At 40.1% G+C, this 13,197-nt stretch carries 8 protein-coding genes; 2 read left to right on the top strand and 6 right to left on the bottom strand.

Features of this window, described 5'->3' with window-relative positions; translation table 11 throughout:
• Nucleotides 1-153: 153 nt before the first annotated feature.
• From AC0IWT_RS03820 to AC0IWT_RS03800, 5 genes are all read right to left on the bottom strand, one after another.
• Complete coding sequence (locus tag AC0IWT_RS03820; RefSeq protein ID WP_471796058.1) at nucleotides 154-1,233, bottom strand: acyltransferase family protein; 1,080 nt, start codon at nucleotides 1,231-1,233, stop codon at nucleotides 154-156.
• Nucleotides 1,234-1,403: 170 nt separating this feature from the next.
• Complete coding sequence (locus AC0IWT_RS03815; protein WP_471796057.1) at nucleotides 1,404-2,318, bottom strand: hypothetical protein; 915 nt, start codon at nucleotides 2,316-2,318, stop codon at nucleotides 1,404-1,406.
• 187 nt (nucleotides 2,319-2,505) lie between these two features.
• The gene (locus tag AC0IWT_RS03810) at nucleotides 2,506-3,243 is read right to left on the bottom strand and encodes a (Fe-S)-binding protein (RefSeq protein ID WP_471796056.1); all 738 of its coding nucleotides are present in this window, start codon (nucleotides 3,241-3,243) and stop codon (nucleotides 2,506-2,508) included.
• Between the two features lie 26 nt (nucleotides 3,244-3,269).
• A complete protein-coding gene (locus AC0IWT_RS03805; protein ID WP_471796055.1) occupies nucleotides 3,270-4,577 on the bottom strand; it encodes an MFS transporter in 1,308 nt (435 codons plus the stop codon).
• 148 nt (nucleotides 4,578-4,725) lie between these two features.
• A complete protein-coding gene (locus AC0IWT_RS03800; protein ID WP_471796054.1) occupies nucleotides 4,726-6,618 on the bottom strand; it encodes a RecQ family ATP-dependent DNA helicase in 1,893 nt (630 codons plus the stop codon).
• 72 nt (nucleotides 6,619-6,690) lie between these two features.
• Here AC0IWT_RS03800 and AC0IWT_RS03795 point away from each other — a divergent pair, with 72 nt between their 5' ends.
• Nucleotides 6,691-9,918 carry an amidohydrolase family protein gene (locus tag AC0IWT_RS03795; protein ID WP_471796053.1) on the top strand — a complete coding sequence of 1,076 codons (3,228 nt, stop codon included), beginning with the start codon at nucleotides 6,691-6,693 and terminating at the stop codon, nucleotides 9,916-9,918.
• Between the two features lie 98 nt (nucleotides 9,919-10,016).
• Here AC0IWT_RS03795 and AC0IWT_RS03790 read toward each other — a convergent pair whose 3' ends face one another.
• The gene (locus tag AC0IWT_RS03790; protein WP_471796052.1) at nucleotides 10,017-12,212 is read right to left on the bottom strand and encodes a B12-binding domain-containing radical SAM protein; all 2,196 of its coding nucleotides are present in this window, start codon (nucleotides 12,210-12,212) and stop codon (nucleotides 10,017-10,019) included.
• A gap of 245 nt (nucleotides 12,213-12,457) precedes the next feature.
• On the opposite strand from AC0IWT_RS03790, the gene AC0IWT_RS03785 reads away from it, so the two are divergent.
• The gene (locus tag AC0IWT_RS03785; RefSeq protein WP_056872817.1) at nucleotides 12,458-13,174 is read left to right on the top strand and encodes a hypothetical protein; all 717 of its coding nucleotides are present in this window, start codon (nucleotides 12,458-12,460) and stop codon (nucleotides 13,172-13,174) included.
• Nucleotides 13,175-13,197 lie beyond the last annotated feature (23 nt).

Genomic DNA, 13,197 nt, shown 5'->3' with positions numbered 1-13,197 from the left:
GCTATTTTAAAGTTTCAGAACGGTTTAAAAAAATGGTTATTTCTAAATCACATACAAAGTGATTTTATTTTCTGCAAAGATGCGCTTTTTCATGCTTAAAAGCAAGTTTCAATAACCATTTTGGCAGCAATAGGCAGCTTCCGGAATACTGGTTCATCCTTTTACTAAAAATTTTTTCTGTAAATATTTGCGCACTGGTTTATCTACATAAAGCATTATTAAATAGGCAAAGGCAATAAGTAAGCACACAGAAATCGGGATAATCACTTTTAGCAAAGACATATCTGGTTTAACTACGGCCACATAAGTCAGGAATATCCAGATAAATGGATAGTGTGTCATGTAAAGTGGATAAGATAGCTCCCCCGATAGTTTACAAATTTTTTCGAAACGGGCCTCTAGTTTTGCGCCAGCACCCAGAGCAACCAGTACAGGAAAGTATACAAGCACAATTAGTGGTTCAGAAAGCCAATTGTATTTCTCATTAAATGGAACCAGGAAGGCAACGAGCAATAAAGCAGAAATGCCCAGAAAACCTAAACGATTTTTGATTATCCAGTTCGACCGGTAAACGAGCATACCCGCGAGAAAAGAATAGAGCACCCTTGCGCCACCATCCCAGAAGCTCGGTCCTCCCCAGCCGCCCATCAAATTAGTGGATTTAAATGCAACGAAACAAATTACAACAGCGGCAATTAACGTTATGGCTTGCAACACCTTCCTGTTTAACTTAAATAGAATGAGTATATAGAAAATATTGGCAATGTATTCCCAAAAAAGTGACCAGGCGGGTGCATTAAGGTTGAATAGGTTGAAGTAGCGCTCTGCCATAACCGGATAAGGTATTAAAAAAGCAGAGGCAAAAAACAGCAACGCCGTTTTTGTAAAGCCATAAACCGGGTAGAAATTACTAAAAGGATCGAAAAGGAATGTTAGTAAACCCAGAATCGAACCAATTATAACCAGCGGATGTAACCGTATAAGTCTTAATTTGATGAAAGAAAAAACACCTAGTTTTTCGGCTCTGTTATCATAAGCGTATGCAATTACAAAGCCCGATAAACAGAAGAAAAAATCTACGGCCAAATATCCATGCGCAATAAAATTTTTGCTATAATCGGTTATCGCTATCTCCATAAAATGATAAAATACCACCACAATGGCAGCCAAACCCCTTAACCCATCCAAAATTTCGAAATGTGCTTTGGTTTTTAAAACTTCTACTTTGTTCATTAATTCACCCGATACTTTTTATAATTTTCCCTTCAATGATAGATAAATTTAGTCGAACGGAACTGTTTTGTCGCGATTTTGTTAGAAAATTTGTGTTACCAGAACTCAATTTTACAAAAAAAAAGCCTGCTCAAAAAGAATGAACAGGCTTTAAAAATATCTAATACTAACTATCCGCCGAAGCCCCTAACCACTACACCACCTGCGCCACCGGGTCTGCCGTTGCCATTACCTCTGAAACGTTTCATCATGTTTTCCATTTTTGCTCTATATTCAGCTTCAGTAATTGGCGTTGCTTTTTTTGGAGCGGTAACATCTTTTGCACTTACCCCTCTATATTCTATACTTTTCGCTATGGTGTTATTTCCACGTCCTTCAATCGCCAAAACAGCGCCTTCGGTCCACATGTTTGGATTTGGCGAAAAATCGAAACCTAAATCTGTTGTGTACCAAATGTGGGTTTCTTCTGTTACATCTCTATCCATATCCAAAATTTTCATCTTTTTGGTCGATTTTACAATCGCTTCATGGCAGGTAAGGCCACAAATCTGCTTTGTGGCATCAGTTTTCACCACTTCAATTTTAGGTTGCACTACTGGTTTCGCCTTTGTGGTATCATTTGGATTTTGATTTCTTCCCATACCGCCGCCAAAGCCTAAACTACTAGTCGGATTAAGTTTTAAGCCACTTTGCATTACATAAGTTGTGTCACTTAAATCAAAAACCTCTACCAATTTCTTATCCGCGAAGGAGTAATAATATTCTCTGTTGCCACCGGCACCACCGAAACCCCTCATCATACGGCCCATGCCACCGCCGCCTCCACCTGCACCGTTACTATCTTCTGTTTCCTCAACGGGCATATAGCTCGCATTTGTAGCATTAAAAAGCAACTCAAAGTTGGATTTACTGCTCGATGGCATTCTAGCTGCCATTTGCTCTGGAATTTTTACACCACTTGCAGCCATCATTGCGGCAGGATCGATTGTGGTTTCGAATTGTATGGCTCCCGTGGTTTTCTTTTGCGCATTTGCTACAGATGCGATAGATAAAACCCCTAATAAAGCGAAAACTAATTTTTTCATTCTGTTTATAATTTGGTTTTTATTGTTGATGAAGCCGCCACGGTTTATTTAAATTATGATCATAAACCAAGATGGTATTATTGTTTAGATGCGAAACCTTAAGAAAGGTTTAACAAAGGTATTTTACATTTAACATCAAAGCTGTTAAAAAGTGTTAAATACTTCTAAATCAGCAGTAAAATTATTGTTAGTATTCAGTGCTTTCCAACCAGCCATTACATAAAACATCTGCAATGTGCATGGTTTTTATTGGAAGGTTGTTTTTATCGATATAGCCCTGAAGATGTAAAAGGCATGATAAATCTGTAGAAATAATATAATCTGCCTGCTGGGCAATCGCATGGTTAACTTTTTGCTCGGCCATTGCTGATGAAATCGCATCGAACTTTACCGCGAATGTGCCGCCGAAGCCGCAACACATATCGGTATCTTCCAGTTCGAGCATTTCCAAACCATGCACCTTAGATAGAAGCAGACGAGGTTCGTCTTTAATTTTGCATTCGCGAAGCGCACTACAAGAATCGTGGTACACCGCTTTGCCCTCCAGTTCGGCTCCGAAATAATCTTTCTTAGCAACGTTTACCAGAAAATCAGACAATTCCCAGATGTTGGATTGCAGATTCCTGCATTTATTATGCACGATGGTATTGGTAAACAAATCATTAAAACCACCTTTTACCATGCCCACGCACGAGGCCGATGGAGCAACTACGTAGGTGTTTTCGGTGAAATCGTTCAGGAATTTGGTACCCACTTCTTTCGCCTCGTCCCAATAGCCGGCATTGTAGGCTGGCTGTCCACAACATGTTTGTTTAGAGTTATAATCAACTTTACATCCTGATTTTTGAAGCAACCTCAAAGTGTTAAACGCGGTTTCGGGGTATAGCTGGTCTACAAAACAGGGAACAAACAATTCTACTTTCATCAACAAATATTCTTTAGGCTACAAACTTACAATTTTCGGGTTTCTTTGCGCTCTGTTTTTTTCAAGACCACTAAAAATACCAGACCAACTATAAAAAATGATGCCAAAGCAATAATTGATTGTCGCATATTGTGCGTAAGTCCTTCAATAAAAGCAAAGCTAAATAAGCCAATTACGATTGCCAGTTTTTCTGTAGCATCGTAAAAACTAAAGAATGATGCGGTATCATTTGTATTTTCCGGAATATGTTTCGAATAAGTTGAACGTGATAAGGATTGGATACCACCCATAATTAGACCTACAACAGCTGCTAGTGCATAAAACTGGTATGCATTTGTTATCGAATACCCATAAATGCAACATGCTATCCAAACGAGTACAACGATTATCAAGACGTTGATATTACCCAGTTTTTTGGCCAGAAGCGACATTAACCAGGCGCCTAAAATTGCCACCAGCTGTATGATTAGGATAACTGCAATCAAACTTCCCGATTCTAATTTCAACACCTTGGCGCCGAAGCCTGCAGCAGCCAACATAATGGTTTGCACGCCCATGGAATAGAAAAAGAAGGCAATCAGGTACGTTTTTAAGAACTTCATTTGTTTTAACTGATTCCAAACCTTGGCAAATTCTCCGAAGCTGCTTTTAATGATACTTTGCCCTTCAGACGCGGCATTTGGCACGTCTTTAGGCAAGGCTTTAAATGGAATTTGAGCGAAAAGGAACCACCAGATGCCGACCAGCAGAAAAGAAATCCGAGCAGGCAACGAGGGGTCCGTAATTCCAAAAATTGCCGGTTTTAGCACAAATACAAAGCAAATTAGTTGTAAGATAACACTACCTACGTAGCCATAAGAAAAACCTTGCGCACTTACTTTATCCTGATTGTCTGTTGATGCAATAATGGGAAGGTATGCGTTATTAAACATCACCCCTCCAACATAGCCCATGGCAGCGAGGACAAAACAAATAATTCCCGCTTCTAAAGTTTCAAGCTTGAAAAAGAATAAAGCCATACAGGCAAAGGAGCCAACGTAGGTAAACAATTTCATGAAAAACTTCTTTTTGCCTTTTGCATCGGCATAAGAAGATAGAATAGGCAATAAAACAACCATTATCAGGTAAGCAAATGCCAGTGCATAATTAGATAGAACGGTGTTTATAAATGTTTTGCCAAAAAACGTCACCTCATCGCCATGTGCCTTTGTGGTAGTTATCGCTACATAATAAACGGGAAAAATAGTTGAAGTAATTACTAAATTATAGGCAGAATTTGCCCAATCGAAGAAAGCCCAGGAACGGATGGTTTTTTTATTGTTTTTTTCTATCATTTGGTTCAATAGCGATAAGATGGTTGAGTGTTTTAAACTGTTAAGCGGCAAGCTGATAAATTAAGAATTGATTTTTTTTTAACGGTGTCATTATTGAATTGATCTGTTAAGCTTTCACCACTAAAAATCATGGACAGCTAAATAAAGGCTAAATATAATATTTCTTCCCGTCGGTTTTAATCTTGCCGGCATCTAATAATTCGCGGATTGAATCAATGCGATCGTTTTCAGAACCGATTCTTATTGTAGTTACCAAATCATCAAGGTTTAAAGGCTGTTGTTGTAGTAAGGAAATAACCTCAAATTCGATTTCATCGTTCATTTGCAGTTCATTTTCGGCTCTTTTTTCGGCAAGACAAACATCACATACGCCACATTTAGCAGCAGTGTTTTCATCGAAATAATTGAGCAGCTGTATACTACGGCATTTGTTGGATGTAGTGTAGGCCACCACAGCGTTAACCTGTTTAAGCAGGATTTCTTTCCGTAAACCTAAATATTTTACATCTAAATCAAAATGTTCCATATCAACTCTGGAGCGAACGTATTGCAGTTGCGGCTGGTCGGTTTGCTGAACGTATGTGAGCAATTCAATAGACTGGAGTTTGTTAAGAATTGCAACCACATCTTTAAAAGAGATGCCTAATTTTTTAGCTAAATCTGCTTCATCTATTTTGACAAACCCGTCGAATGCGCCGCCATGCGAACGAAGAATTGTTTTAATCACGCCATCATAAGCTTTGTTTTCAATCTGGAACCTGTAAACATCTTCATGACTCACAGTGAACATCAATCTCGATGGCAAGAAAACACTTTCAGAAAGCGTTATATAGCCATCGTGTTCCAAAAACTTTAGTGCCGATATTGTTTTCAAAACACTGATATTAAACCGCTTGCAAAAGTCGGCAATATCAAAAGTAAAGGTAAGCCCCTCGCCTGCTCCAAATGCCAGTTGAAAATAATTACCCAGATAATGATATACCTTTCTAATTTCATCTGCTGATGGGAAGCTGTTGACATACCTGGCTTCCAGGCTTAAAACATCCGATTTATTGGCGAGTAGCACTGCATAGCTTCTGTTTTCATCACGCCCGGCCCTTCCGGCCTCCTGATAATAGGCTTCCAGACTTTCTGGTAAATCCAAATGCACTACAAAGCGTACATCGGCTTTGTCAATGCCCATACCAAAGGCATTTGTAGCCACCATAATTCGTGTTTTATTTAGCTTCCAATCTTCTTGCTTTTGGAACCGAACCTCGCGTTCAAGGCCGGCATGGTAAAAATCTGCTTTGATTTGATTACGGTTTATAAAATTGGAAACCTCTGCAGTTTCCCTACGGTTGCGAACATAAACCAGGCCAGTCCCTTTTACGTTTCTGCAAATCTGAATTAGCTTTTTATATTTATCCTCCTGACCGGAAACAACATAGCTTAAGTTATCCCTGGCGAAACTTTTAACGAAAACTTCTGGATTTTTCATTTCAAGTTTTTCGACGATGTCTTTCCGCACAAATTCCGTCGCTGTGGCGGTTAAGGCAAGAACAGGTACGTTAGGAAGAATTTCCCGCAGTTTTGAAATTTGTTGATATGGCGGCCGAAAATCGTAGCCCCACTGGGAAATGCAATGGGCCTCGTCTACCGCTATCAGATTAACGTTCATATACGAAATTCTCACCCGAACGAGGTCAGATAGTAAGCGTTCTGGCGAAAGGTACAGGAATTTAATTTTTCCATAGATACAGTTATCCAATAAGATGTCGATTTCCCGTTTCCCCATCCCGGCATAAATCGCGATGGCTTCTATTCCTTTTGATTTTAAGTTTTCGACCTGATCCTTCATCAGTGCGATTAATGGCGAAACGACGATGCAAATGCCCTCCTTTACTAAAGCAGGAACCTGAAAACAAATTGATTTGCCACCACCTGTTGGCAACAATGCCAAACTATCCTTGCCCGCTAAAACCGACGCAATAATATCCTGTTGCAAGGGCCTGAAAGCCTGGTGTCCCCAATGTTTTTGTAAAATCTCTATTGCTGTCATAAATCGGCGGTACCAAAACTATAAAAAAGCTGTTGATATTGCTAAATTGCGCTATAATTAATCAAAAAATTGATGAAACAACTCTACTTTCTCGTTGCGCTTTTTACTATATTTTTAACTTCAAACGCCCAGGATAAGAAATGGGATGTTGAAAAATTTCAGGGAACGACTAAAAACTTCACTTTAAATACGGATGAAGGCACCTGGATGAATCTTGATGTAAGTCCTGACGGACAAGAAATCGTGTTTGATTTATTGGGTGATATTTATACCATGCCCATATCGGGCGGCCAGGCAAAAATAATAAGCGGCGGCATTGCTTACGATGTTCAGCCAAGATTTAGCCCTAATGGAAAATACATTTCTTATACCAGCGATAAAAGCGGTGGCGATAACATTTGGATAATGAATCGCGACGGATCTGGCAAAAAACAGGTTACCAAAGAAACCTTTAGGTTATTAAATAATGCTACCTGGATGCCAAATAGTGAATATATTGTTGCCCGGAAGCACTTTACGGCCGGGCGTTCGCTAGGCGCTGGCGAAATGTGGATGTATAACATAAACGGTGGAGATGGCGTTCAGTTAACGAAGCGAAAAAATGACCAACAAGATGCCGGAGAGCCAAATATATCGCCTGATGGAAGATATCTTTACTTTAGCGAAGATGTGAGTCCGGGGCCAAATTTTGAGTACAGCAAAGACCCAAATGGAACCATTTATGCCATACGCCAGTTGGACTTAACAACCGGGAAGTTAACAACTTTAATAAACGAGCAAGGTGGCGCATGTCGTCCGCAGGTTTCTCCAGATGGAAACCTGATAGCCTTTGTTAAGCGTGTAAGGTTAAAATCGACACTTTATGTTCAGAATATAAAAACGGGAGAAGAGTGGCCTGTTAATGAGGATTTATCGCATGACCAACAAGAAACATGGGCTATTTTTGGCGTTTACCCTAACTTCGCATGGACACCCGACAGCAAAAGTCTGGTTTTTTATGCGAAAGGAAAAATCAAAAAAACGGAGATTAGCACTTTAATAAATTCGGTTATACCATTTCAGGCAAATACAGTTCAAACCGTTCAGCAGGCGTTACATTTTGAACAGAACGTTTTCAGTAACGAATTTTCTACCAAAATGTTAAGACAATTAACCACATCGCCAGATGAAAAGACAATTGTTTTTAATGCGGCTGGTTTTCTTTATAAACAAGATTTGCCGAATGGAACGCCACAAAGATTAACGAATGGTTTGGATTTTGAATTTGAGCCAAACTTTAGCCCTGACGGGAAGTTTGTGATTTACACCACCTGGAGCGATGAACTTCGCGGAGCGATAAAACGTACGGACATAAAATCGGGCAAAACCATTACTTTGAGTGATGAAAGGGGCTTTTATTATGCTCCGCAATATTCTACCAAAGGCGATAAAATCGTTTTTAGAAAAGGAAGCGGAAACGACGTGCTAGGCTACAATTATGGCCGTGGTACAGGTATTTTTATCATGCCTGCCGGTGGCGGTCCTAAAACGCTCGTATCTGAAAACGGAATTAAGCCATCGTTTAACAATACAGATACCCGAATTTATTTCCAGGGTTATGCCGATGGAAAGAAAGCATTAAAAAGTATAGATTTGAATGGCGCAAATGAGCGGACGCATTTCACGTCTCAATATGCGAACCAGTTTGTAGTTAGCCCTGATAATAAGTGGCTTGCTTTTAACGAACTCTTCAACGTTTACATTACGCCAATGATAAATGTTGGAACAGCGCAAGATGCATCAGCTGGAAACAAGGCAATTCCTGTTGCAAAAGTAACTACAGATGGCGGAACTTATATGCAATGGAGTTTTGATAGCAAAAACTTACACTGGACTTTAGGCCCAAAATACTTCACCATTGATGTAAATAACGCTTTCAATTTTGACGGCTCTACCCCTAAAACACAGGCAACTTCTGTCGATATCAACTTAACTTTGAAAGGTGATGCCCCAACGGGAATTGTAGCCCTTAAGGGTGCGAGAATTATTTCGATGAAGGGAGATGAAGTGATTGAAAATGGAACAATTCTGACCGATGGCAACAAAATTACGGCGATTGGAAAAGCAGATGCTGTTAGCATTCCGGCGAATGCCAAAGTTATTGATGTAAACGGCAAAACGATTATGCCGGGAATAATTGATGTTCATGCGCATTTACGCACCAGTCCGGATGGTATTTCGCCCCAAAGCGACTGGAGTTACATGGCCAATCTGGCTTTTGGGGTTACAACCGCACACGATCCATCAAGCAATACAGAAATGGTTTTTAGCCAGAGTGAAATGCTAAAAGCCGGAAGAATGGTTGGTCCAAGGGTTTACTCTACCGGATCGATTTTATATGGTGCCGATGGCGATTTTAAAGTGGTGATAAATAGTTTGGATGACGCTCTGGCAAACCTTAAACGCCTGAAAGCGGTGGGTGCGTTTTCAGTTAAATCTTACAACCAACCAAGACGCGAGCAACGCCAGCAAATTTTAGAAGCTGCCCGCCAGTTAAAAATGGAAGTTGTACCAGAGGGTGGGTCAACGTTTTTTCATAATATGAACATGCTGGTGGACGGGCACACAGGCATAGAGCACAGCATCCCCGTTTTGCCGGTGTATAAAGATGTTACAACGCTGTGGAACAATACCACTGTTGGTTACACGCCAACATTAATTGTTGCATACGGTGGCCAATGGGGCGAAAATTACTGGTATGACAGAACCAACGTTTGGGAGAACGAAAAATTAATGACCTATACGCCGCGTTCAATAATAGATGCGAGAGCAAGACGAAGAACAACCTCTGAATATAGCGATTACAACCATATTGATATTGCGAAAGCAACCAAACAGATTGCTGATGGCGGTACAAAAGTAAATCTCGGTGCGCATGGTCAAATTCAAGGTTTAGGTGCGCATTGGGAACTCTGGATGTTTGTTCAGGGTGGTTTCTCTCCTTTGCAAGCCATCAGAAACGCGACCTTAAACGGTGCGTATTACTTAGGGATGGAGAAAGAAATCGGTTCGTTAGAAGTTGGAAAATTAGCGGATTTAGTCGTTATGGATGCCAATCCTTTGGATGATATCAGAAACTCTGAAAAGATTAAATACGTGATGATTAATGGGCGTTTGTACGACAGTGCTACAATGAACGAAGTTGGGACGAGAGAAAAACTGCGTGGAAAATTATGGTTCGAAAATGCCAGGGGAAATGGGTTCATCGTGCCAAATGGCGAATCAGAAACCTGGACTTTTACAGTTCCGCATTGCGACTAAGCGACTTTTGAAACAGGGAATTTAAGGTAACCTAGTTTTTGGACTATGTGTTTCTTAAATTCCCTAAATGATATGTTCGTTAATTAGCAGAACACTGATTAAAGCACCAATAAACCAAATTCCCTCAAAGTATTAATTGGTTTTGAATACCAAAACAATTCGAAATTCTCCATTTCAATTTCAAAATCTGCTTTAACCTCAGCAAAAGTAAAAACGCCTGGGTTCGAAATATGAATTTTGTTCAAAATGGAAATCAACCATTCGCCCTCTTTTTTATTCGTTTGAATTGTAAACGTTTCCCGCTTATCATGAAAGGTTAGCGAAGCGATTTCCCAGGTACTGCCTTTTTTAGCCTTTGTAAAGTATTCGGCCGATGGCTTTCCTCCTATCCAAACTACTTTTGCTGTTGGCTTTGTATTAAAATGAGCTACATCGTTCAAAGCCTTTTCAATAAAATCGCCAGCGATTCTGGTTCTCGGAATCTTGAAATCAAACCAATCCTGCAGTTCGTAATCGAAACATACACCATGCATAAAATTGAAAAGAGATTTCTTCAACCCGTAACTAAATTTATTGTGGTCGATGCCGGTTTTATCGATATAATTGATGTCGTTATTGGCAAAAGTGCCTACAGTTTCAGTTTCTTTAACAACGCCAAACCTTTCCGGGTACATACCCACCGGACTATGAGCCGTCATGGCAAACTGATGCCAAAACCCAGACTGTAAAACACCGGCTTCAAACAATTGCCGAACCATTTCCAGGCTATCTACGGTTTCCTGCACGGTTTGGGTAGGATAACCGTACATTAAATAAGCATGCACCATAATGCCGGCGGCTGTAAAATTGCGGGTTACTTTAGCTACCTGCTCAACGGTAACGCCTTTATCGATTAACTGCAGTAATCTATCAGATGCAACTTCTAATCCACCGGAAACTGCGATACAGCCCGATGCTTTTAAAAGCAAACATAAATCTGCAGTAAAGCTTTTTTCGAAACGAATATTCGTCCACCAGGTTACCGCTAAGTTTCTGCGAATAATTTCCAGGGCAACCTCACGCATTAACGCTGGCGGTGCGGCTTCATCCACAAAATGAAAACCATGTTGACCGGTTTTGCTATACAAATCCTCTATTCGATCGACAATTTGGCTAGCTTGAACGGGCTCGTAAACCTTAATATAGTCTAGCGATATATCGCAAAAAGTACATTTTCCCCAATAACATCCATGTGCCATCGTGAGTTTATTCCACCGCCCATCGCTCCACAATCTATGCATTGGATTCACAATTTCAATTACTGAAATGTATTTATCCAACAGTAAGCCACTGTAATCGGGTGTTCCAACATCTGCCTGTTTATAATCTTTTCTGAACGAGTCGTTTTTGTAAACAACCTGATCATTTTCCAGCAAGAACGTGCGTTTATACATCTGCATCTCAGGCGGCACATTGCCCCTAACGTTGTTTATAAGGAGTTCAATTGGCAGTTCACCATCATCCAAAGTAATAAAATCGAAAAATTCGAAAACTCGTTTATCAGAAAGTGAGCGTAACTCGGTGTTCGGGAAGCCACCACCCATCGAGATTTTAATTTCGGGGAAATTGGCTTTTACCCATTGCGCACAACGAAAGGCACTGTATAAGTTGCCGGGAAAAGGTACTGAAATCAAAAATAACCTGGGTTGGAGTAGCTTTATTTTTTCGGCTAGTATCGAAATCAGAATCTTATCAATATAAGTCGGCTCTTTTTGCAAGGCAGCATATAACTCATCGAAAGCGTTAGCGCTTCTGCCAAGGCGTTCAGCATATCGGCTAAAACCAAAGTTTTCGTCAATACATTCTACAATATAATCAGAAATGTCTTCAAGATAAAGCGTTGCCAGATGTTTAGCTTTATCTTGCGTCCCCATTGCACCGAAAGCCCAATCTAATTCTTCCAGTTGAGAAAACCGGGCGGCCTGTGGCAGAAAATCATCTCCACAAATCTGCAGCGCCAATGTTGGATTCTTGCCTTGCAAAAATGCAATTACCGCATCAATGGTTTTTAGGTATTCATCTTTTAATGCCAGAATTCTTTTTGCATTATCGCTGATTGGGTGCTGATGGTCTACCGCGAATAAATCGTTTAAGCCTCTTTTGGAAAACAATTCCAGAATCACCTCAATCCCTAAATCGGCCTGTGTCGACGAAATTTCTTTAGTATTCAAAAAACCTTTTATATACGCGGTAGCCGGATACGGTGTATTCAGTTGCGTAAATGGCGGCGTAATGGCAAAAATTTCGGTTGTCAAAAGGAATTATTATTTACTGCAAAAGTAAGGGAATTTTAACACTTATTGATTTATTAAGTTTTTCAGCGGTCATTTTTCGTTATCAAAACCCAAATCAATTAAACGAAAATTACGGCAGCAAACTGAGCCATCAATGGCTCAAAATAAGCATAAGAAAAAGATTTGGTTCCCATTATCAATAACCTTGTAAACTAAAACAGCACAAAAAACGTTTTTAGCTTACATTAACACCTTTTGCAACCTCAATGAGAGTTTTTAATTTTTTTATGCTGATGCTTTTTGTGCAAATAAGTTTTGCTCAAAAAACGTTCTTATTTCCTAAGGTGAAGTCATCGGGTAGTTCGGTTGAACAACTCACGCCAAACAGCTGGTCGGTAATTGAAATGGCTAATGGAGATTTGAATCAAGATGGTATCGACGATTTAGCGGTAATCTTCGAATCGGATAAAGTTACCGATGAAACCAGAACCTATGGCGATAACAATTCTGACATCATCAAAGAAACTCAAAAACCCCGCATCCTGGCCATCTATTTTAAAGATAAAGCGACCGGAAGTTATCGTTTGTCGACCCAAAACAATGATTTCATTCTTCGTTCGGAAGAAGGAGGAAAACTCGGCGACCCACTTAATCGAATTGGAATTAAAGACCAGCAACTGTATTTACGCTTTCAAGGCGGCGCAGAATGGCGCTGGGAACTGGGTTACACCTTTAAATTTGAGCAAAAAGACTGGTTTCTTACCAGCGCAATAAATTTATACTTCAACCAAAACACCGGCGACATGACCGAACGTGTTTATGATTTTAAAACGCGGGAATTATTCACCACTGTTGGTAACCTACATCGCAGAGACGTGGCCAACAGCAAAACAAGCGAAGTGCTTTACTTTTCTCAATTAAGAACATTTAAAACCTTTAAAAAACCGTGGGCATGGGAAATTATGCCCAATGTTTACTTATAAGGCTTGCGAGCGATTTTTAAAAA

The sequence above is a fragment of the Pedobacter sp. AC464 genome, assembly GCF_979253075.1.
The sequence above is the reverse complement of the archived record's forward strand: the minus strand, read 5'-3'. Positions and strand labels throughout refer to the sequence as shown.